The organism is Pseudomonas sp. ADAK2, assembly GCF_012935755.1.
Lineage (GTDB): Bacteria > Pseudomonadota > Gammaproteobacteria > Pseudomonadales > Pseudomonadaceae > Aquipseudomonas.
This window is the reverse complement of record NZ_CP052862.1, coordinates 5,588,632-5,609,882: the sequence shown is the minus strand read 5'-3', so window position 1 is coordinate 5,609,882 and position 21,251 is coordinate 5,588,632. Positions and strand designations below refer to the sequence as shown.

Annotated in this window: 23 protein-coding genes and 1 tRNA gene; 17 read left to right on the top strand and 7 right to left on the bottom strand. The window is 59.6% G+C overall.

What is annotated here, in order from left to right:
- Nucleotides 1–19: 19 nt before the first annotated feature.
- From phrB to HKK52_RS25770, 8 genes are read left to right on the top strand one after another with little or no spacing between them, the layout of a single operon-like run.
- The gene (phrB, locus tag HKK52_RS25805) at nt 20–1,465 is read left to right on the top strand and encodes a deoxyribodipyrimidine photo-lyase (RefSeq protein ID WP_169373105.1); all 1,446 of its coding nucleotides are present in this window, start codon (nt 20–22) and stop codon (nt 1,463–1,465) included.
- Entirely contained in the window at nt 1,458–1,880 is a 423-nt protein-coding gene (locus tag HKK52_RS25800) for a nuclear transport factor 2 family protein (RefSeq protein WP_169373104.1), read from the top strand. Before phrB ends, HKK52_RS25800 begins: the two co-directional genes overlap by 8 nt.
- Entirely contained in the window at nt 1,877–2,659 is a 783-nt protein-coding gene (locus HKK52_RS25795) for an SDR family NAD(P)-dependent oxidoreductase (RefSeq protein ID WP_169373103.1), read from the top strand. The genes HKK52_RS25800 and HKK52_RS25795 overlap by 4 nt, the downstream gene beginning before the upstream one ends.
- Nucleotides 2,656–3,903: an NAD(P)/FAD-dependent oxidoreductase gene (locus HKK52_RS25790; RefSeq protein WP_169373102.1), complete on the top strand. Its 1,248-nt coding sequence runs from the start codon at nt 2,656–2,658 to the stop codon at nt 3,901–3,903. Before HKK52_RS25795 ends, HKK52_RS25790 begins: the two co-directional genes overlap by 4 nt.
- A complete protein-coding gene (locus HKK52_RS25785; RefSeq protein ID WP_169373101.1) occupies nt 3,900–4,715 on the top strand; it encodes a DUF1365 domain-containing protein in 816 nt (271 codons plus the stop codon). The genes HKK52_RS25790 and HKK52_RS25785 overlap by 4 nt, the downstream gene beginning before the upstream one ends.
- Nucleotides 4,702–5,973 (top strand): SAM-dependent methyltransferase, encoded by a 1,272-nt coding sequence (locus HKK52_RS25780; RefSeq protein ID WP_169373100.1) that lies wholly within the window; start codon nt 4,702–4,704, stop codon nt 5,971–5,973. Before HKK52_RS25785 ends, HKK52_RS25780 begins: the two co-directional genes overlap by 14 nt.
- The gene (locus HKK52_RS25775) at nt 5,966–6,469 is read left to right on the top strand and encodes a DUF2878 domain-containing protein (protein WP_169373099.1); all 504 of its coding nucleotides are present in this window, start codon (nt 5,966–5,968) and stop codon (nt 6,467–6,469) included. The genes HKK52_RS25780 and HKK52_RS25775 overlap by 8 nt, the downstream gene beginning before the upstream one ends.
- 53 nt (nt 6,470–6,522) lie before the next feature.
- Nucleotides 6,523–6,828, top strand: a complete 306-nt coding sequence (locus HKK52_RS25770) for a YkgJ family cysteine cluster protein (RefSeq protein WP_169373098.1) — start codon at nt 6,523–6,525, stop codon at nt 6,826–6,828.
- Nucleotides 6,829–6,936: 108 nt separating this feature from the next.
- On the opposite strand, the gene HKK52_RS25765 is transcribed toward HKK52_RS25770, so the two are convergent.
- The 6 genes from HKK52_RS25765 to hemA all read right to left on the bottom strand — a co-directional run bounded on the left by HKK52_RS25765 (nt 6,937) and on the right by hemA (nt 12,307).
- On the bottom strand, nt 6,937–7,455 hold the full coding sequence (locus HKK52_RS25765; protein ID WP_169373097.1) for an acyloxyacyl hydrolase: 519 nt from the start codon (nt 7,453–7,455) through the stop codon (nt 6,937–6,939).
- Nucleotides 7,456–7,577: 122 nt separating this feature from the next.
- Nucleotides 7,578–8,369 (bottom strand): glutamate racemase, encoded by a 792-nt coding sequence (murI, locus tag HKK52_RS25760; protein ID WP_169373096.1) that lies wholly within the window; start codon nt 8,367–8,369, stop codon nt 7,578–7,580.
- The gene (locus HKK52_RS25755; protein ID WP_169373095.1) at nt 8,362–9,117 is read right to left on the bottom strand and encodes a molybdopterin-synthase adenylyltransferase MoeB; all 756 of its coding nucleotides are present in this window, start codon (nt 9,115–9,117) and stop codon (nt 8,362–8,364) included. The genes murI and HKK52_RS25755 overlap by 8 nt, the downstream gene beginning before the upstream one ends.
- On the bottom strand, nt 9,111–9,941 hold the full coding sequence (gene prmC / locus HKK52_RS25750; protein WP_169373094.1) for a peptide chain release factor N(5)-glutamine methyltransferase: 831 nt from the start codon (nt 9,939–9,941) through the stop codon (nt 9,111–9,113). The genes HKK52_RS25755 and prmC overlap by 7 nt, the downstream gene beginning before the upstream one ends.
- Nucleotides 9,942–11,024, bottom strand: coding sequence for a peptide chain release factor 1 (prfA, locus tag HKK52_RS25745; RefSeq protein WP_169373093.1), 1,083 nt, complete (start codon nt 11,022–11,024; stop codon nt 9,942–9,944).
- A complete protein-coding gene (gene hemA, locus HKK52_RS25740; RefSeq protein ID WP_169373092.1) occupies nt 11,021–12,307 on the bottom strand; it encodes a glutamyl-tRNA reductase in 1,287 nt (428 codons plus the stop codon). Before hemA ends, prfA begins: the two co-directional genes overlap by 4 nt.
- Before the next feature lie 182 nt (nt 12,308–12,489).
- Here hemA and HKK52_RS25735 point away from each other — a divergent pair, with 182 nt between their 5' ends.
- From HKK52_RS25735 to HKK52_RS25695, 9 genes are all read left to right on the top strand, one after another.
- Nucleotides 12,490–14,214: a tetratricopeptide repeat protein gene (locus tag HKK52_RS25735; protein ID WP_169373091.1), complete on the top strand. Its 1,725-nt coding sequence runs from the start codon at nt 12,490–12,492 to the stop codon at nt 14,212–14,214.
- A gap of 4 nt (nt 14,215–14,218) precedes the next feature.
- Nucleotides 14,219–14,836: a lipoprotein insertase outer membrane protein LolB gene (gene lolB / locus HKK52_RS25730; RefSeq protein WP_169373090.1), complete on the top strand. Its 618-nt coding sequence runs from the start codon at nt 14,219–14,221 to the stop codon at nt 14,834–14,836.
- 2 nt (nt 14,837–14,838) lie between these two features.
- Complete coding sequence (gene ispE, locus HKK52_RS25725) at nt 14,839–15,690, top strand: 4-(cytidine 5'-diphospho)-2-C-methyl-D-erythritol kinase (RefSeq protein ID WP_169374294.1); 852 nt, start codon at nt 14,839–14,841, stop codon at nt 15,688–15,690.
- Nucleotides 15,691–15,726: 36 nt separating this feature from the next.
- A tRNA-Gln gene (locus HKK52_RS25720) sits at nt 15,727–15,801 on the top strand.
- 46 nt (nt 15,802–15,847) lie between these two features.
- Nucleotides 15,848–16,789, top strand: a complete 942-nt coding sequence (locus HKK52_RS25715) for a ribose-phosphate pyrophosphokinase (protein ID WP_003208392.1) — start codon at nt 15,848–15,850, stop codon at nt 16,787–16,789.
- Nucleotides 16,790–16,930: 141 nt separating this feature from the next.
- Nucleotides 16,931–17,533, top strand: coding sequence for a 50S ribosomal protein L25/general stress protein Ctc (locus HKK52_RS25710; RefSeq protein ID WP_169374293.1), 603 nt, complete (start codon nt 16,931–16,933; stop codon nt 17,531–17,533).
- A gap of 170 nt (nt 17,534–17,703) precedes the next feature.
- Nucleotides 17,704–18,288, top strand: coding sequence for an aminoacyl-tRNA hydrolase (pth, locus tag HKK52_RS25705; RefSeq protein WP_008153430.1), 585 nt, complete (start codon nt 17,704–17,706; stop codon nt 18,286–18,288).
- A 22-nt stretch (nt 18,289–18,310) separates the two neighbouring features.
- The gene (gene ychF, locus HKK52_RS25700) at nt 18,311–19,411 is read left to right on the top strand and encodes a redox-regulated ATPase YchF (RefSeq protein ID WP_133840247.1); all 1,101 of its coding nucleotides are present in this window, start codon (nt 18,311–18,313) and stop codon (nt 19,409–19,411) included.
- Between the two features lie 215 nt (nt 19,412–19,626).
- Nucleotides 19,627–20,745 (top strand): transketolase-like TK C-terminal-containing protein, encoded by a 1,119-nt coding sequence (locus HKK52_RS25695; RefSeq protein WP_169373089.1) that lies wholly within the window; start codon nt 19,627–19,629, stop codon nt 20,743–20,745.
- Between the two features lie 11 nt (nt 20,746–20,756).
- On the opposite strand, the gene HKK52_RS25690 is transcribed toward HKK52_RS25695, so the two are convergent.
- Complete coding sequence (locus HKK52_RS25690; protein ID WP_169373088.1) at nt 20,757–21,209, bottom strand: MarR family winged helix-turn-helix transcriptional regulator; 453 nt, start codon at nt 21,207–21,209, stop codon at nt 20,757–20,759.
- Between the last annotated feature and the right edge of the window lie 42 nt (nt 21,210–21,251).

The following is a 21,251-nucleotide window of genomic DNA, read 5'->3' as shown; positions in this document are numbered from 1 at the left end:
GTTGAGTGCCGATACCACCATGCAATTGATCTGGCTGCGCAGCGACTTGCGCCTACACGACAATAGCGCCCTGTCGGCCGCCGCCGAGCGAGGCCCGACGGTGGCGGTGTATCTGCTGAGCCCGGAGCAATGGCGCGCGCATGACGACGCGCCGTGCAAAGTGGATTTCTGGCTGCGCAACCTGCGCGAGTTGAGCCAGGCGCTGGGCAAGCTCAATATTCCCTTGCTGATCCGCAAGGCGCCGCACTGGGATGACGCGCCCAAGGTTGTGCTGGATCTGTGCCGACAATTGAAAGTCGGCGCGGTGCACGTCAACGAGGAATACGGCATCAACGAAACCCGGCGTGATCAGGCCGTGGGCCAGGTACTGAAGGCCGAGGGCATCGAATTTTTCAGCTACCTCGACCAACTGCTGTTCGCGCCAGGCAGCGTACTGACCAAGACCGGTACTTATTTCCAGGTGTTCAGTCAGTTCCGCAAAGTCTGCTACGACCGCCTGCGCCATTCACTGCCGAGGCGGGTAAGCGCACCGGGGATTCAAGCGCGGCTGGATATCGACAGCGATGAAATCCCGTCCGGTGTCGAAGGGTTCGCCACCCCCACGGACACGTTGAAAGCCCTCTGGCCCGCCGGTGAAGCCGAGGCCCGACGTCGTCTCGACACCTTTGCCGATGCGCAAATCGACTACTACCAGAGCGAACGGGATTTCCCGGCCAAGCCCGGCACCAGTCAACTCTCGGCCTATCTGGCGGCCGGGGTGATTTCCCCCCGCCAGTGTCTGCACGCGGCGCTGCAAAGCAATCAGGGTGAATTCGAAAGCGGCAAGGTCGGCGCCGTCACCTGGATCAACGAGCTGCTGTGGCGCGAGTTCTATAAACACATCCTGGTGGGTTATCCACGGGTCTCACGCCACCGCGCCTTCCGCCCGGAAACCGAAGCCCTGGCCTGGCGCGATGCCCCGGATGAACTGGCGGCGTGGAAAGAAGCCCGCACCGGCCTGCCGATCATCGACGCGGCCATGCGCCAATTACTGGAAACCGGCTGGATGCACAATCGCCTGCGCATGGTGGTGGCGATGTTCCTGACCAAGAACCTGTTGATCGACTGGCGTGAAGGCGAGCGTTTTTTCATGCAGCATTTGATTGATGGCGACCTGGCGGCGAACAACGGTGGCTGGCAGTGGAGCTCGTCCACCGGCACCGATTCCGCGCCCTACTTCCGCATCTTCAACCCGCTGAGCCAGTCGGAAAAATTCGACGCCGAAGGGGTTTTCATCAAGCACTGGCTGCCGGAACTGGCCGGGCTGAATAAAAAAGAAGTGCACAACCCGGACAATCTCGACGGTTTGTTCGGCGTTACCGACTACCCGTCGCCCATCGTTAATCTCGGTAAGTCTCGCGAGCGTGCCTTGGCCGCGTTCAAGAACCTGCCGTCGCGACAAAACGCCGGAGGTGGCCATGAGTGATTTTCTGCGGCGCTTTGCCCGGCAGTTTGCGGACTTGAACAAAGACAATCTGCAACGCCTCGATGAGTTGTACACCGACGATGTGCAGTTCACCGACCCGCTGCATGAAGTACAGGGCTTAAACCAGTTACGCAGCTATTTCGCCGAGCTGTATGCCAACGTCAGCGAACTGCGTTTCGATTTTCACAGCTTCGACCAGATCGCTGAAGGCGAAGGATATCTGCGCTGGGTCATGAGCTACCGCCATCCGCGCCTGGCCGGTGGCCAGTTGATTCGGGTCGACGGCTGCTCGCACCTGCTCTGGCATGACAAGGTTTATCGCCACCGGGATTATTTCGATGCCGGGGCGCTGCTTTACGAACATCTACCCGTATTGGGCCGGGCGATTGCCTGGCTGAAAAGGAGAATGGGATGAGCCTTACACCTCCACGGCGATATTGGTTGACGGGCGCCAGCAGCGGCATTGGTGCCGCACTGGCCGAAGAAATATTGAAAACCGGCGCGCATCTGGCGGTCAGTGCACGCTCGGTGGTGCCGCTCAAAATCCTCTCCCAGCGCTATCCGGGACAAGTGATGGTGGTGGCCGGCGACTTGACCAATAGCCAGACCGTACGTGAAATCGGCGAGCGGATCGCCGAAGACTGGGGCTCGCTGGACACGGTGATCCTCAACGCCGGCACCTGCGAATACGTCGATGCCAAGCAATTCGATGCGTCGATTGTCGAGCACGTGGTGCGCACCAACCTGCTTGCCAGCAGCTATTGCATCGAAGCCGCCCTGCCGTTACTGCGGGCGGGCATCGCGCCGCATCTGGTGGGTGTGGCCAGTTCGGTGACCTACCTGCCATTGCCACGCGCCGAAGCCTATGGCGCCTCCAAGGCCGGGTTGCGTTACCTGTTCGAATCCTTGCGCATCGACCTGGCGCCGGAAGGTATTGAAGTCACCGTGGTCAGCCCGGGGTTTGTCGACACGCCGCTGACCGAGAAAAACGATTTCCCGATGCCGCTCAGTTGGCCTGTGGATAAAGCCGCGCGGCACATCTTCGCCAAACTCAAGAATCGGCCATTGGAAATTGCCTTCCCGGCGCTGTTCATGGCCGCCCTGTGGCCACTGTCGAAAATGCCCAATCAGATAAAACTGGCGATCGGCAAGCGCATGGTGCGCAGCAACCCGCCGATCAAGGATCAACCGTGAACATCGCCATTATCGGCAGCGGTATCTCGGGCCTGACCAGCGCCTACCTGCTCAATCGCAGCCACGAGATCACCCTGTTCGAAGCCGGCGACTGGATCGGTGGGCATACCCACACGATCGAGGTGACTGTCGACGGCCAGCGTTACGCCGTGGACACCGGGTTCATTGTGTTCAACGACTGGACCTACCCGAATTTCATCCGCCTGCTGGAGCAACTCGGTGTGGGGTTCAAGCCGACCGAGATGAGTTTCTCGGTCACCGACCCGGATTCGGGTCTGGAATACAACGGCAACAACTTCAACAGCCTGTTCGCCCAGCGTCGCAACCTGTTGTCGCCGGGGTTCTGGAGCATGTTGCGCGACATCCTGCGCTTCAACAAAGAAGCCCTGCGCGATCTCGAAGAACAACGGATCGCCGCCGACACCACCCTCGATCAGTACCTGAAGGCCGGGGGCTACGGCGAGCGCTTTATCCTGCATTACATCGTGCCGATGGGCGCGGCGATCTGGTCGATGTCCATGGCCGACATGCTCGGTTTCCCGTTGCAGTTCTTCGTGCGGTTTTTCAAGCATCACGGGTTGTTGTCCGTCGGCAATCGTCCGCAGTGGTGTGTGATCGAGGGGGGTTCCAGCGCCTACATCGCGCCGCTGACCGCTTCCTTTAAAGAGAAGATTCGCCTCCAATGCCCAGTGACCCGCGTCGAACGCGAGGCCAACGGTGTGGTTATCCACAGCCCGGCCGGCAGCGAGCGCTTCGACAAAGTGGTGTTCGCCTGCCACAGCGATCAGGCCTTGAAGCTGTTGGCCGATCCCAGCGCTGCCGAACAGTCGATCCTCGGCGCCCTGCCCTACGCCGACAACGAAGTTGTGCTGCACACCGACACTCGCCTGCTGCCCAAGCAAAAACTCGCCTGGGCCAGTTGGAATTATCGACTCGGAAGCGCCGGGCACACGCGGGCCACCGTCACCTACGACATGAATATTCTGCAAGGCATCCAGAGCGAGACCACGTTCTGCGTCAGCCTCAACCAGAGCGCCGGCATCAGCCCGTTCAAGGTGCTCGCCAAATACACCTATGCCCATCCGCAATTCAGCCTCAAAGCCGTTGCCGCCCAGGAACGCTGGGAAGAGCTGAACGGTGCGCAGCACACGTATTATTGCGGCGCCTACTGGGCCAACGGCTTTCACGAAGACGGGGTGGTCAGTGCCTTGCGCGTTGCCCGGTCGCTGGGTGAAGCCTTGTGAACAGCGCCCTCTACAGCGGCTGGATCGCCCATCGGCGGTTTGCTCCGAGAGCCCATGAATTCCGCTACCGGATCGGCCTGCTGTACCTGGACCTCGACGAACAGCAAGCCGTGCTCGGTTTGTCACCGTTGTCGGGCAACAGCCGCTTCGCACCCTTTTCGTTTCGCGAAAGCGACTACCTGAAAGCCTTCACCGGCACCGGCCTGCGTTTAATCGACGCGGTGCGCCAGCAGGTCAGCCAGGTGATCGGCCATGAGCCCCAAGGCTCGATCTGCCTGCTGACCCAGGCCCGCAGTTGGGGCCTGGCGTTCAACCCGGTGAGTTTTTTCTATTGCCACGAAGCCGATGGCCAACTGGCGGCGATTCTCTGCGAAGTTACCAACACCCCGTGGCGCGAGCGTTATCACTACGTGTTGCCGGCCAAATCGGCCGAGGCGCGGCAAGGCCAACATCAGCATTTCGCCGTGGCCAAGGCGTTTCACGTGTCGCCGTTTCTGCCGCGGGACCTGGAATACCGCATGAGCTTCAGCCCCGCCGCGCACAAGCTGGGCGTGCACATGGCGGACTGGCAAGGCGAACTGAAACTGTTCGACGCCACGCTCAACCTGCAACGTGAATCGCTGGACCGCCACAGCCTGCACCGTTACTTGCGACGCTTCCCCTGGATGACCGCAAAAACCTGCCTGGCGATCTATTGGCAGGCCGTGCGACTGCTGCTCAAGCGCACACCCATTTTTGCTCATCAGGCTGCCGATGGCAGCTTCCAGACCGCCATCGATGTCCCTCAGGATCGCCGCCATGAAATCCTCTAGCGTTACGGCCAAAGCCAACCTGCTCAGCACCAACGGCTGGTCCGGCTCGCTGCTGCGCCGCGGCGTCTTGCGGCAACTGACGCACCTCAAACACGGGCAATTGGTGGTAATCGAGGATGGCGAACGGCAGGTCTTCGGCACGGCCGGCGGCCATCTACTGGGTGAGATTCATGTCCTTGATGCGGCGGTCTGGGGGCTGGTGGCGAGCAACGGTTCGATTGGTGCCGGCGAAGCATTCATCCACGGCTATTGGACCTCGCCAGACCTGACGGCAGTGGTCCGGGTGTTCGTCAGCAACCTTGAAGTGCTGGATGCACTGGAAGGTGGAATGGCCAAACTCGGCCGGCCGTTCGTGCAGGGCCTGCACTGGCTCAATCGCAATACGCGCAAGGGCTCGCAGAAGAATATCGCGGCTCATTACGACCTGGGCAATGACCTGTTCGAACAGTTTCTCGACCCGACGATGATGTATTCGGCGGCGCAATTTCTCAGCCCCGACGACACCCTGGAACAGGCGCAGCTGAACAAACTCGAACGGATTTGCCAGAAACTCGACCTCAAACCAAGCGATCACCTGCTGGAAATCGGCACCGGTTGGGGCAGCATGGCGCTCTACGCCGCGCAACATTACGGCTGCAAAGTCACCACCACCACGCTCTCAAAAGAGCAGTACGCCTTCACTGCACAACGGATCGAAGCCCTGGGTTTGCAAGATCAGGTGACGTTGCTGCTGTCGGATTACCGCGACCTCACCGGTCAGTACGACAAACTGGTTTCCATCGAGATGATCGAAGCGGTCGGCCATCGCTTCCTGCCGACCTATTTCAAGCAATGCGCACACCTGCTCAAAAGCAACGGCTTGATGCTGTTGCAGGCAATCACCATCCGCGAACAGCGCTACGAACAGGCCAAGACCAGTGTCGACTTTATCCAGCGCTACATCTTCCCCGGCGGTGCCTTGCCCTGTGTGCAGAAAATGCTGGAGATCGTCAGCCGCGACACTGACATGAACCTGCTGCACATGGAGGATTTCGGCCTGCACTACGCCCGGACCCTGCGCCTGTGGCATGAGAATTTTCGCCGCGCCCACGGTCGCTTGAGCGAATTGGGCTACGACGATTCATTCCTGCGGTTGTGGGAGTTTTACCTGTGCTACTGCGAGGGCGGCTTTCTGGAACGCACCATCGGCACCGCGCAATTGCTGCTCGCCAAGCCGGCGGCGATGCCGGCGCCCCTGCTCGGCCGATTCGATGCTTGAACGCCTGGCCAACGCTACGCTGTTTCAACTCGGCTGGTTCGCCTGCGTGGTGGGCGGCAACAGTCTGTGGCTGTTGGTGGCGTTGGCGGCGCTGGTGATTCATCTGCTGTGGATAAGTCGTTGGGCCGATGAAGGTCGGCTGATCCTCAGCGTGGTGTTGCTGGGCACCACGGTAGACAGTTCATTGCGCTGGCTGGGCGTGTTCGATTTCACCGACGTCGCACCGTTGATTCCGCTGTGGCTGATGCTGTTGTGGGCGCTACTGGCGACCACCTTGCGTCACTGCCTGATGTGGAGCGCCAACCCCTGGTGGTTGGCCAGCCTGTTGGGCGCGGTCGGCGGACCGCTGTCGTATTACGCCGGCAGCCGACTGGCCGGGGTGCATTTTCCCTACGGCCAACTGCCCACGTTGCTGGGCATCGGACTGCTCTGGGCGCTGCTGTTTCCTACGCTGCACTTCATGGCCCAGCGACTGGCGGCGGAACACCACGACTGAGCGTCCGTCAGGCCTTTCACACAGCAACGGCCCACTGCCTTACACTGCGCCCCATGAAAACCATACCCCACACGCAAATCGCCGATCCGGCGGTCACTTGCTCGACCTGCTCGGCCTGCTGCTGCCAGCTCGAAGTCATGCTGATCACCGAAACGGGCGTGCCCGAACGATTCATCGATACCGATGACTGGGGCGGGGAAGTCATGTTGCGTCTGGATGACGGCTGGTGCGCGGCGCTGGATCGCAACACGATGATGTGCACCATCTACGAAAAGCGTCCGCTGATTTGTCGGGAGTTCGAGACGGGCTCGCCGGAATGCATCGAAGAGCGGCAGGGGATTGTGTCGGTTTACCGGTAAAACTGTATTGACGCCATCGCGGGCAAGCCCCGCTCCTACAGGATTTCGTCGTTTTCATGATCGACACCAATCCTGTAGGAGCAAGGCTTGCCCGCGAAGCTTTTGACGTTACAACGGCATCGTGTAATGCAGCGCGTAGCTTTCCACGCCGTCGTTGTCACTGCTCAAACCGGCATTGGAATAGTGCGTCGCACGAATCCCGACTTCATGCCCGCCGGCAAAGCGCAGACCAAACCCGAAGCGGTCTTCGAATTGAAAAGCGCTGCCCAGTTTGTTGTCTTCAAGTTCGGTATGGGAAAACAGCGCCACACCAATCCCCGCCTCTATGTAAGGTTTGACGGTCTGGCCGGCAAACTCGTAAACAAACACCGGCGAGAACGACAGGCTGTTATTACTCGAGGTCTTGTCGCCTTCCCAATAGGTGTAGGCGCCACTCCAGTAACCGGTCAATCGACCGACGTCACTTTGCAGCCAGCTCTTGTCCCAATCGAATTGCATGCCCAACCGGTAGGTCATGGTCGAATCGCTGGTCTGACCGACCCCGAACTCCACGCCAGCCGCCTGTGCGGTCAAACTTTGCCCCATCAATGCGGCCGCAATCGCGGCCAAACAGAATAGTCGCTTCATTAGAAACATCCTTTTCCGAACGATTTCATGTGGTTTCTTTTTTGCTGCTCACAGACAGAGCTATAGAAGTCGACGTTTAATCAGAAGTTCACCCCAATTACTCGCTTGCCCCGGCTTTTTTTCTAGTACTTGAAGCTTTGCACAATGCCAGCCGAATTCCACAATACCGGCAGGATATTTCTGAAATGTTCCGGATCGGCACTCGTCCAGAATTGCGCGGCGCGAACAGGTCCATGGGCGAGCAATTCACGCTCGGCCAACAGACGTTGCAGTTGTCGCGCCACCGCGGCGCCCGTGTCGATCAGGCTGATATCCTCTGGGATCATCTGCCTAAGCAACGGCTTTAGAAAGGGGTAATGCGTGCAGCCGAGGATTATCGTATCGGCACCTGCGGCCAGCAGCGGCGCGACATAGCCGTGGAGCAGCTGGCGCAGGGTCGCGCTGTGCAGATCGCCGCTTTCAATCAGCTCCACCAGCCCGGGACAAGGCTGGGTGATCACCCGCACATCCGTGGCAAAGCGGTCGAGCAACGCGGCGAACTTGGCGCTCTGCAAGGTGCCGGTGGTGGCGAGGACGCCGACGACGCCACTGCGCGTAGCAGCGGCGGCCGGTTTGACCGCCGGCTCCATGCCGACGATGGGCCATTCGGGATAATCGCGGCGCAGATTGGCCACGCCGGCGACGGTGGCGGTGTTGCACGCCAGGACCAGGGCTTTGGCGCCCTGCTGCTGGAAAAAATCGGCGATGACACTGCAACGTTGCTGGATGAATTCCGGGGTTTTCTCGCCGTAGGGGATATTCCCGCAATCGGCGACGTACATCAGCGACTCGTTGGGCAGCAGACGCTGGATCTCGGCCAGCACCGAGAGCCCACCGACGCCGGAGTCGAACACGCCGATCGGCGCCTCACGCACGAGCAGTACCACAGACGCTGCAACCCGGATCACGCTTGACCCGCAATTCACGGAAGCGCGTGCCCAAGGCATCGATCAACAGCAAGCGCCCCACCAGCGGCTCGCCGAAACCGGCCAGCAACTTCAGGGCTTCGAGGGCTTGCAGGCTGCCGACCAGGCCCACCAGCGGGCCGATCACCCCGGCTTCGCTGCACGTCAGTTCGGCTTCGCTGCCGTGCCCGTACAAACAGTGGTAGCACGGGCTTTCCGGACGACGCGGGTCAAACACCGACAACTGCCCTTCCAGGCGAATTGCCGCGCCGCTGACCAGCGGTTTGCCAGCCACCACACACGCGGCGTTGACCGCTTCACGAGTGGAGAAATTGTCGGAGCAGTCCAGCACCAGATCCACCGCGGCCACCGCAGCAGCCAGGGAATCCTCGTCCAGCGCCGCACGATGGGCGACCAGTTGAATCTCGGGATTGATCGCGCTCAAACGGCGAATCGCCGAATCGACCTTGCTCACGCCGACGCTGTCGGTGTCGTGAATGATCTGGCGTTGCAGGTTGGTCAGGTCGACCGTGTCGAAGTCCGCCAGATGCAGCTCACCCACACCGGCCGCCGCCAGGTACAGCGCCACCGGCGAACCGAGGCCGCCGAGGCCGACGATCAGTACACGGCTTTGTTTGAGCCGCAATTGACCGTCGATGTCGACGTGCTGCAACAGAATCTGTCGGCTGTAGCGCAACAATTCCTGATCATTCAGCACGGCAGGCGCCCCAGGCTGATGCGTTCGTGACCGCCCAGGTCGGTGCGACTGTGGACTTGTTCAAAACCACGGGTCAGCAGCAAATCGCGCACCGCGTTGGCTTGATCGTAACCGTGTTCCAGCATCAACCAGCCACCGGCTTCAAGGTAATCCGGCGCCTGGGCGACGATCAAACGCAGGTCGTCGAGCCCATCGACACCGGCGACCAAGGCACTGGCCGGCTCGAAACGCACATCACCTTCCACCAGATGCGGATCGGCGGACGCGATGTACGGCGGGTTGCTGATGATCAGTTGAAAACGCTGGCCTTCCAGGGCGCTGAACCAATGGCTGCTCAGCACAGTGGCGTTGTTCAGGTGCAGACGCTGGCGATTGCGTTCGGCCAATGCCACGGCTTCGATCACGCGGTCCACCGCGGTGACTTTCCACGCCGGACGCTCACTGGCCAGGGCCAACGCAATCGCGCCGCTGCCGGTGCCGAGGTCGAGGACCTTGGCGGGTGTGGCAGGCAGCAATTCCAGTGCGGTTTCCACCAGCAACTCGGTGTCCGGTCGCGGAATCAGCGTGTGCGGTGCGACTTCCAGGTCAAGCTTCCAGAAACCTTGCTGGCCGAGGATGTAGGCCACCGGCTCACCACCGCGACGCCGTTGCAGGTAGCTGGCAAAGGTCAACGCCGCTTCGCTCGGCACGATGCGCTCGGGCCAGGTGTGCAGGAAGCTGCGGGACTTGCCCAAGGCAGCGGCCAGCAACAACTCGGCATCCAGGCGCGCCGTCGGCGAGTCGGGTAGATCGGCAGCACGCAACAAACTGGCAATGATCGTCATTTACTCACCTATCGCCGCCAATTGGTCGGCCTGGTATTCGGCCAACAACGGCTCGATCACGGCATCGACGCCCCCGGCGAGGATTTCGTCGAGGGAATACAGCGTCAGGTTGACCCGGTGGTCGGTGACCCGGCCCTGGGCAAAGTTGTAGGTGCGGATGCGCTCGGAGCGATCACCTGAACCCACCAGCAGTTTACGCTCGCTGGCGATGGCATTCGCCGCGGCAGTGGTCTGCTGGTCATTGAGCTTGGCCGACAGCCAGGACATCGCCCGGGCGCGGTTCTTGTGCTGGGAACGCTCTTCCTGGCACTCGACGACAATACCGGTCGGCAAGTGCGTGATGCGGATCGCCGAGTCGGTCTTGTTGACGTGCTGGCCGCCGGCCCCGGAGGACTTGTAGGTGTCGACGCGCAAGTCGGATGGGTTGATCTCGATGGCTTCCTGCTCGTCCGGCTCGGGCAACACGGCCACCGTGCACGCCGAGGTGTGGATGCGGCCCTGGGATTCGGTGGCCGGCACCCGTTGCACACGGTGCGCGCCGGATTCGAACTTCAGCTTGCCGTAGACACTGTCGCCTTCGACCCGAGCGATGACTTCTTTAAAGCCGCCGTGCTCGCCGATGTTCTCCGAGAGGATTTCCACCCGCCAGCCACGGCGCTCGGCGTAACGCGAATACATGCGAAACAGGTCGCCAGAGAAAATCGCCGCCTCGTCGCCGCCGGTGCCGGCACGGATTTCGAGGAACACGTTGCGTCCGTCGTTCGGATCCTTGGGCAGCAACATGCGTTGCAACCGGCCTTCGATTTCGATCAGCTGCTCTTTGGCTTCGCGCACTTCTTCCACGGCCATTTCGCGCATGTCCGGGTCGCTGTCCTTGAGCAGTGCCTGGGCGCCTTCGAGGTCGCCTTGCACTTTGAGCAGCTGTTTATAGGTTTCAACGATCGGTTCGACTTCCGCGTATTCCTTGGAATAGGCGCGGAATTTGGTCTGGTCGGAAATGACTTCGCCATCGCCAAGCAGAGCGGTCAATTCCTCGAAACGGTCCTGGAGGATGTCCAGCTTATTGAGCAGTGACGCTTTCATTGCGGTTTTTTATCCGAGCTATCCGACGAGCCCTCACCGAGGGCAAAGAGTTCCTGGGCCATGGCCAGCGCATCGAGGCGGCCTTCGGCAGTCAACTTTTTCAACTGCACGCTAGGGGCGTGCAGCAATTTGTTAGTCAGGCCGCGCGCCAGTTGCACCAGCACGTCTTCGGCGCTGCTGCCGTTGGCCAGCATACGCTGAGCCTTGAGCAATTCTTCGTCACGCATGCGTTCGCTTTGCTGACGATAGGCCTTGAGCACATCCACCGCCGCCAGTTCGCGCAGGCGCACCATGAAATCGTCGGCGCCGATCGCCACCATCTCTTCCGCCGCCTGGGCAGCGCCTTGGCGACTCTTGAGGTTTTCGGCGACCACTTCGTGGAGATCGTCGACGCTATAAAGGTAGACGTCGTCCAGCTCGCCGACTTCAGGCTCGATGTCCCGCGGGACGGCGATGTCGACCATGAAGATAGGTTTGTGCTTGCGCAACTTCAGGGCACTTTCCACCGCGCCTTTACCGAGGATCGGCAATTGGCTGGCGGTGGAGCTGATGACGATGTCGCTGCGCACCAGTTCGGCCGGGATGTCCGACAGTAATACCGCGTGGGCGCCGAACTGTTCGGCGAGGATGCTCGCGCGCTCCAGGGTGCGGTTGGCGACGACGATACGCTTTACACCCAACTCATGCAGATGGCGGGCGACCAGGGTGATGGTCTCGCCGGCGCCGATCAGCAAGGCCTGGCTGCGTTGCAAGTCACTGAAAATCTGCTTGGCCAGGCTGACGGCGGCAAACGCCACGGACACCGGGTTTTCGCCGATGGCGGTGTCGGTGCGCACCTGCTTGGCCGCGTTGAACGTCGCCTGGAACAACCGACCCAGCAGCGGACCGATGGTGCCGGCCTCACGCGCCACGGCGTAGGCCGACTTCATCTGGCCGAGAATCTGCGGTTCGCCCAACACCAGCGAATCGAGCCCGGAGGCGACGCGCATCATGTGACGAACTGCCGCATCATCTTCGTGCACATAAGCGCTCGCGCGCAGCTCTTCGAGGCTCAAATGATGATAATCGGCCAGCCAGCGCAGGATGATGTCCGCCGAAAGGTGGTCCTGCTCTATATAAAGCTCACTGCGATTGCAGGTGGAAAGGATCGCAGCTTCGCGGCTGTCGGTGAGTCGGCAGAGCTGTTGCAAGGCCTCCACCAACTGCTCAGGGGTAAAGGCCACGCGCTCGCGGACGTCTACTGAAGCAGTCTTGTGGTTAATACCGAGTGCAAGAAAGGCCATTCAAGGTCGCTGATGGTGACGTGAAGCCGGCAATTGTCCTACTTCGACACAGACAGAACAACTACCGCTGACTATTGTCCCAATCACTTGCCTCTATAAAGGCATCAATTGAGACTCGGTTATGTTTGGCCGAAGGCTTGTGTCATGATGATCCGACCGCAGGTTAGTCGTCCTTCTCCTATATGAATAGATCTTCCGCGTTGCTCCTCGCTTTTGTCTTCCTCAGCGGCTGCCAGGCTATGGCGCCCGTTTCGTCGGACGGCACGCCGCCGACTGAAGACAGCACTCCGGCCCCTGAAAAGCCCAAGGTCTACAGTTCCTTCAGCGAAGAAACCGTCTTCAGTCTGTTGAGTGCCGAACTGGCTGGCCAACGCAATCGTTTCGACATTGCGCTGGACAACTACGTGACCCAGGCCATCAACACCCAGGATCCGGGCATCTCCGAGCGGGCCTTCCGCATCGCCGAATACCTGGGCGCCGATCAGGCTGCCTTGGATACCGCGCTGATCTGGGCGAGAAACGCCCCGGACGACCTCGAAGCGCAACGGGCCGCCGCCGTGCAACTGGCGCGCGCAGGGCGTTATGACGACTCCATGGTCTATATGGAAAAAGTCCTGCTGGGCAAAGGCGACACGCATTTCGACTTTCTCGCCCTGTCTGCGGCTGACACCGATCAGGACACGCGCAACGGCCTGATGAAAAGTTTTGACCGTTTGTTGCAGCGTCATCCGAAGAACAGCCAGCTGATTTTCGGCAAGGCTTTGCTGATGCAACAGGACGGCGACTCGAAAGGCGCGCTGACCCTGCTGGAAGACAATCCGCCGGACGCCGGCGAAATCGCTCCGATCCTGCTGCGCGCGCGCCTGCTGCAAACGCTCAATCGTGGCGATGAAGCCCTGCCGCTGCTGCAAAAAAGCATCAAGAAATACCCGGACGACAAACGCCTGCGCCTGACTTACGCCCGCATGCTGGTCGAACAGGACCGCATGGATGATGCCAAGGTCGAGTTCTCCAGCCTGGTTCAGCAGTACCCGGAAGACGACGAGTTGCGTTATTCGTTGGCGCTGGTGTGCCTGGAAGCCAAGGCCTGGGACGAGGCCAAGGGTTACCTGGAAGACCTGATCGCCCGGGAAAGCCATGTCGACTCGGCGCACCTGAACCTCGGCCGGATCGCTGAAGAGCGCAACGACCCGCAAGGCGCACTGATCGAATACGCCCAGGTCGGCCCCGGCAACGATTACCTGCCGGCGCAATTGCGCCAGGCCGATATCCTGATGAACAACGGCAAGACCGCCGAGGCCCAGAGCAAACTGGTGGCCGAGCGCGACGCCCAACCTGACTACGCGATTCAGTTGTACCTGATCGAAGCCGAGACCCTGTCGGCCAACAACCAGGGCGACAAGGCCTGGGGTGTCCTGCAGAAAGCCTTGCTGCAATACCCGGACGATCTGAACCTGCTCTACACCCGGGCCATGCTCGCGGAAAAACGCAATGACCTGGCGCAGATGGAAAAAGACCTGCGCCTGATCATCAAGCGCGACCCGGACAATGCCATGGCGCTGAATGCCCTCGGCTATACCCTGTCCGACCGCACCACCCGTTATGAAGAAGCCAAGGCCCTGATCGAACACGCGCACAAGCTCAATCCGGAAGACCCGGCGGTCCTCGACAGCCTCGGCTGGGTGAATTTCCGCCTGGGCAATCTCGATGAAGCCGAGCGCTTGCTGCGCCAGGCCCTGGAGCGTTTCCCCGATCAGGAAGTCGCCGCTCACCTGGGCGAAGTCCTGTGGGCCAACGGCAAACAACGGGAAGCCAAGCAAATCTGGGGCAAGTTCCTCAAGGACCAACCCGACAGCCCTACCCTGCGCGGCACCATCAAGCGCCTGACCGGATCAGAGACTCTTTAAGATTATGTTTTTGCGCCACGTTATCGTTTTCAGCTTCATCGCCCTGCTCGCCGGTTGCGCGGGCTTCGGCGCTCGCGAGTCAGTCCAGGGCCAGGGCAACCCGGCTCAATGGAACGTGTACAAACAGCAGATGACCGCCCTCGACGGCTGGCAGATCAACGGCAAGATCGGCATTCGCGCGCCCAAGGATTCGGGGAGCGGCACGTTGTTCTGGCTGCAGCGACAGGATTACTACGACATCCGCCTCTCCGGCCCCCTGGGTCGCGGCGCTGCTCGCTTGACCGGTCGCCCGGGCAAAGTATCGCTGGAGGTCGCCAATCAGGGTCGCTACGACGCTACGACGCCAGAAGCACTGCTCGAAGAACAGCTGGGCTGGAAACTGCCGGTGTCCAATCTGGCCTGGTGGGTTCGCGGGCTCCCGGCCCCGGACAGCAAAAGTCGCCTGACTCTGGACGCCGACAGCCGCCTGGCCAATCTTGAACAGGATGGTTGGCAAGTCGAATACTTGAGTTATGCCGAAAAAAGCGGCTATTGGTTGCCCGAGCGGATCAAACTGCACGGCACCGACCTTGATGTCACGCTGGTGATCAAGGAATGGCAGCCACGCAAACTGGGGCAGTGAATATGACGGCTCCGCGCTTGACGCTGCCCTCGCCGGCCAAACTCAATCTGATGCTGCACATTCTGGGTCGCCGTGAAGACGGTTACCACGAGTTGCAGACGATTTTTCAGTTTCTCGATTATGGTGATGAAATCACCTTCGCCGTGCGCGATGACGGTGTGATTCGTTTGCACACTGAATTTGACGGCGTACCTCACGACAGCAATCTGATTGTTCGAGCGGCAAAAAAACTTCAGGAGCAATCCGGTTGTGCGCTCGGCATCGACATCTGGATCGAAAAAATACTGCCCATGGGTGGCGGCATTGGCGGCGGCAGTTCAAATGCCGCGACGACCTTGCTCGGCCTCAATCACCTGTGGCAGCTGGGCTGGGATGAGGATCGACTGGCCGTGCTGGGCCTGACGCTGGGCGCCGACGTCCCGGTTTTCGTCCGTGGCCACGCGGCTTTTGCCGAGGGTGTCGGGGAGAAACTGACCCCCGTAGACCCCGAAGAACCGTGGTATCTCGTGCTCGTACCGCAAGTATCTGTAAGTACAGCAGAAATTTTTTCAGATCCTTTGTTGACACGTAACTCTTCTCCCATTAAAGTGCGCCCCGTTCCCAAGGGAAACAGTCGAAATGACTGCTTGCCGGTAGTAGCAAGGCGTTATCCAGAGGTACGTAACGCATTGAATTTGTTAGGTAAATTTACCGAAGCAAAACTCACCGGCACTGGAAGTTGTGTGTTTGGGGGCTTCCCAAGCAAAGCTGAAGCTGATAAAGTCTCGGCCCTTCTTACAGAGACCCTTACAGGGTTTGTAGCAAAGGGAAGCAACGTTTCGATGTTGCATCGCAAGCTGCAAAAACTGCTCTAAAGGAATCGATTACTGGGTAATCGTTGCAACAGATACAGGGGCGTCGCCAAGCGGTAAGGCAGCAGGTTTTGATCCTGCCATGCGTTGGTTCGAATCCAGCCGCCCCTGCCATTTTCCTATACTCATCCAGGTTACCCTCAGCCTTCAGGTACTGCGCGTGTCCAAGATGATGGTCTTTACGGGGAACGCTAACCCCGATCTGGCTCGGCGTGTTGTACGTCAGCTGCATATCCCTCTCGGTGACATCTCTGTCGGTAAGTTTTCCGACGGCGAAATTACTGCCGAGATCAATGAAAACGTCCGCGGTAAAGATGTCTTCATTATTCAGCCGACTTGCGCTCCGACCAACGATAACCTGATGGAACTGGTAGTGATGGCTGATGCCTTCCGCCGCTCCTCGGCTACTCGTATCACTGCTGTTATTCCTTACTTTGGTTATGCCCGTCAGGATCGCCGTCCGCGTTCCGCACGTGTGGCTATCAGCGCGAAAGTCGTTGCTGACATGCTTACCGTAGTCGGCATCGATCGTGTTCTCACGGTTGATTTGCATGCTGACCAAATCCAGGGTTTCTTCGATATTCCGGTAGATAACATCTACGGCTCCCCGGTATTGGTGGATGACATTGAAGATCAGCGCTTCGAAAACCTGATGATCGTGTCCCCGGACATTGGTGGCGTCGTGCGTGCACGTGCTGTTGCCAAATCCTTGGGCGTGGATCTCGGGATCATCGACAAACGCCGTGAGAAAGCCAATCACTCTGAAGTGATGCATATCATCGGTGATGTCGAAGGGCGTACCTGTATTCTGGTCGATGACATGGTCGATACCGCCGGCACTTTGTGTCACGCGGCCAAGGCCCTGAAAGAGCATGGCGCTGCCAAGGTTTTCGCCTACTGCACACACCCTGTGCTGTCCGGTCGGGCGATCGAAAACATCGAAAATTCCATGCTGGACGAACTGGTGGTGACTAACACCATCCCGTTGTCCGCTGCTGCTCAAGCCTGCTCGCGTATCCGTCAACTGGATATCGCGCCGGTAGTTGCCGAGGCGGTCCGCCGCATCAGCAATGAAGAATCGATCAGCGCGATGTTCCGCTAAGGGCCCTGCCCTTCTCGAATGTCTCGTTGACGAAAAGCGCCCCGCCCCGGCATTCCTGTCGGGGCGGGGCTTTTTTGCCCATATCGCCTTTAGCGCTGGTCGCAACCGCTGGGGCGAATGTGGTTATTTTGGAGATACAACATGAACGATTTTACTCTGAATGCTGAAGTGCGTTCCGACCTGGGGAAAGGTGCGAGCCGCCGCCTGCGTCGTCTCGCAAGCCTGGTACCAGCTGTAGTTTACGGTGGCGAAAAAGCCCCTGAATCCATCAGCATGCTGGCTAAAGAAGTTGCCAAACTGCTCGAAAACGAAGCGGCTTACAGCCACATCATCGAGCTGAACGTTGGCGGCACCAAGCAAAACGTAATCATCAAAGCCCTGCAGCGTCACCCGGCCAAAGGCCACGTGTTGCACGCTGACTTCGTACGCGTCGTAGCTGGCCAGAAACTGACCGCTATCGTGCCTGTACACTTTGTTGGTGAAGAAGCTCCGATCAAGAAAGGCGGCGAAGTTTCGCACGTTGTTTCGGAAATCGAAGTGACCTGTCTGCCAAAAGACCTGCCTGAATTCATCGAAGTCGACCTGGCTGACGCCGAAATCGGCGCGATCATTCACTTGTCCGACCTCAAAGCCCCTAAAGGCGTTGAGTTTGTTGCTCTGGCACACGGCGATGACAAGGCTGTTGCCAACGTCCACGCTCCACGTGTTGCTCCAGAAGCTACCGAAGAAGGCGCAGCAGAGTAATTCACTCTGTGAAGCCGGAGTGATCAAGTAACATCGCGGACTGGAACGTAGCGAGAAAGCGGGCGAGAACGCGGAGTTTACATAATGGTAAATGAGCACTTGTCGTCCACTTTCGCCGCACTCCCTGATTGCGGCGATGTTATCCACCACTCCAAGGAAGGGCCCCTATCGTGACTGCCATCAAACTGATCGTTGGCCTGGGAAATCCAGGCGCTGAATACGAACAGACCCGGCATAACGCAGGGGCCCTTTTTGTTGAGCGCATCGCGAACGCGCAAGGCGTAAACCTTGTGGCCGATCGCAAATATTTCGGCCTGACCGGGCGTTATTCGCACCAGGGTCAGGATGTTCGTCTGCTGATTCCCACCACGTACATGAACCGTAGCGGCCAGGCCGTGGCGGCACTCGCCGGTTTCTTCCGCATCACGCCTGAAGAAATCCTCGTGGCGCATGACGAACTCGATTTGCCTCCGGGCGTTGCCAAGCTCAAGCAGGGCGGCGGCCATGGCGGTCACAACGGGTTGCGCGACATCATCGCGCAACTGGGCAATCAGAATACCTTTCATCGCTTGCGGCTTGGCATTGGCCACCCGGGCGTTGCCAGTATGGTTTCAAATTTCGTCCTGGGTCGTGCGCCACGCGCCGAACAGGAAAAACTCGATGCCAGCATCGACTTTGCCCTCGGCGTGCTGCCGGATATCCTCGCCGGGGAATGGAACCGCGCGATGAAAAACCTGCACAGCCAGAAGGCCTGACTCTAATCCGAGGGGATACACCATGGGATTCAATTGCGGCATCGTCGGCCTGCCTAACGTCGGCAAGTCCACCCTGTTCAACGCCTTGACCAAATCCGGGATCGCGGCCGAGAACTTCCCCTTCTGCACCATCGAGCCGAACACCGGTATCGTACCGATGCCGGATCCACGTCTGGAAGCCCTGGCAGCCATCGTCAATCCGAAGCGCATCCTGCCGACCACCATGGAATTCGTCGACATCGCAGGCCTGGTGGCTGGCGCGTCGAAAGGTGAAGGCCTGGGCAACAAGTTCCTCGCCAACATCCGTGAAACCGATGCCATCGCCCACGTGGTCCGCTGCTTCGAAGACGAGAACGTGATTCACGTCTCCAACAGCGTCGACCCGAAACGCGACATCGAGATCATCGACCTGGAACTGATCTTCGCTGACCTCGACAGCTGCGAGAAGCAACTGCAGAAAGTCGCGCGCAACGCCAAGGGCGGCGACAAGGATGCAGTGGTCCAGAAAGGCCTGCTGGAGCAGTTGATCGCTCACTTCACCCTCGGCAAGCCTGCGCGCACCTTGATGAAGACCATGAACGCCGACGACAAAGCGGTGATTCGCGGTTTCCACCTGCTGACCACCAAGCCGGTCATGTACATCGCCAACGTCGCTGAAGACGGTTTCGAGAACAACCCGCTGCTGGACATCGTCAAGGCCATCGCCGAAGAAGAAGGCGCCATGGTGGTTCCGGTCTGCAACAAGATCGAAGCCGAAATCGCCGAGCTGGACGACGGTGAAGAGAAAGACATGTTCCTCGAAGCCCTGGGCCTCGAAGAGCCTGGCCTGAACCGCGTGATCCGCGCCGGCTACGAGATGCTGCACCTGCAGACCTACTTCACCGCCGGTGTCGAAGAAGTCCGCGCCTGGACCGTGCGCGTCGGTGCCACCGCACCACAAGCCGCTGGCGTGATCCACACCGACTTCGAAAAAGGCTTCATCCGCGCCGAAGTCATCGCCTACGACGACTTCATCCAGTACAAGGGCGAAGCCGGCACCAAAGAAGCCGGGAAATGGCGTCTGGAAGGCAAGGACTACATCGTCAAAGATGGCGACGTGATGCACTTCCGTTTCAACGTTTAACGGTGACCGTGGTTTAACACGGACTCGATAGACTGAAAAATCCCCGTGATCATTCGATGACACGGGGATTTTTTTCGCCTGAAGATCGGCATTTCTCTCCGTAGCAACACGAAACCAGTGGCTCGATTGCCCACCTAAATGTCATTGCATTTGCAATCACATTGACGCGTGCAGTATGGTGCAACGACGACGGCCCGCACGGAGCGACTTGAAATATGATCGGTTTTTCCAGTTTCAGCACGACCCGGGAGACCGGCCTGGCCGCCCAGGCCTGCATCGAAAAAATTCAGGTGCTCGCCGATCAGTCCTATGCAGAATGCACTTCACCGCTCTACACCATGATCGACATTGCCGATCGCCTGGAAGGAGATCCGCATACGGCGAAGAATGTCTGGGTGGTGCGCGCCAACCAGACACTGGCGGCTGAAACAGCGCACACACGCATCAGCGCCTGGCCATTACGCTTCAGCCCACAGGCCTGCGCCAGCGAAAAACCTATGTTGTATCTGACCAGTTCCGCGACATCGGCAGAGCTTTGCGCAGTGTCGAGCGAATCGGCTCAGCGCGGGATTGTCTGCAACGACATTGAAACGCTGTCCACGGTTTGGCCAAAGGGCGCTCACCCCTGGGTTCCTCTGTGGCTGGCCGCAAACCCGCAATGTTTGCCATTCGACCCCGCCAGTGGCGCCGAGGCCCGCGCCATAGCCATTGCTGCTTTGCGAAGCCTGTATGTCGAGGGCAGCCATGGCTTTTATTACATGGCGCTGCACGATGAAGCCACTGACTTCACCGGTCCCATGAGCAGCCAAAGCGCGAGCCAGGCACTCAAAGGCATGTACAAAATCTGCGAAATCGAGGGCAACGCCGGGCAGCCCAAGGTGCGCCTGCTGGGCGCGGGGCTTGCCCTGCGCGCGGTGATTTCAGCGGCGCGAATGCTGCGCGAGGATTGGGGCGTGGCCAGCGAACTGTGGAGTTGCCCCAGCTACACACGCCTGGCGAGGGATGCCGATAGCGCACAACGCTGGAGTCGAATGCATCCGGGCGTGCCCCGGCGCTCCTCGCATCTGTGCGAATGCCTGAATGCCGAGGATTCCCCAGTCATTGCAGTGACTGGTTATGCACAGCATGTGGCCGAGCAGATCGGTGCGCACATCACCTCGCGTTTCGTGGCGCTCGGTGCCGACTCGACCGTCTGCCTGCCGGCCGAACCGACGTCGGGCCAAACGGTGGATAAACGCTGGATTGTCACCTTGGCGCTGCAAGCCCTGGCCCGGGAAGACAAGGTCCCCCAAGCGTTTGTCGAGCAGGCGATGCAGCGTTATCAGTTGCAATGAACCCTACAGCCTTACCCCGTCCGAGCACTGTTTCGAGCGGCACTGGCCGCGCGTTCCAGGGCTTCACTGAAGAAGCGTTGTTGCGCATCGTCGAATTGCGCCAGAAACAACTCATCGACGGCGCCTTCGTAAATCAGCCACATCTTTTTGCGCAACACTTTGCCGCTCTCGGTGATGGCGGCATAGGCACCCCGGCCGTCATCGCTGGCACGGCTGCGCTCGACCAGACCCTCCGCCTCAAGACGATCGATCAGACGTGTGAGGTTGTAGCGTTCGATGGCCATTACATCGGCCAGTTCATTCATGCGTCGGGTGCCATTGGGGCCGCTTTCCAAGCCCCACAACGCATCGTACCAAGCGTAAACAGGGAGCCCGGCCGCGGCCAGGCGGCGCTCGATTTCCCGTATCAGGCACCGATGCGCCCTGACGAATCTGAACCAGGTATCCGGCTCGGTTGAAGACATGCTGCACCCTTCCAATGAAATCGATTTAGTTGCAATTGTAAC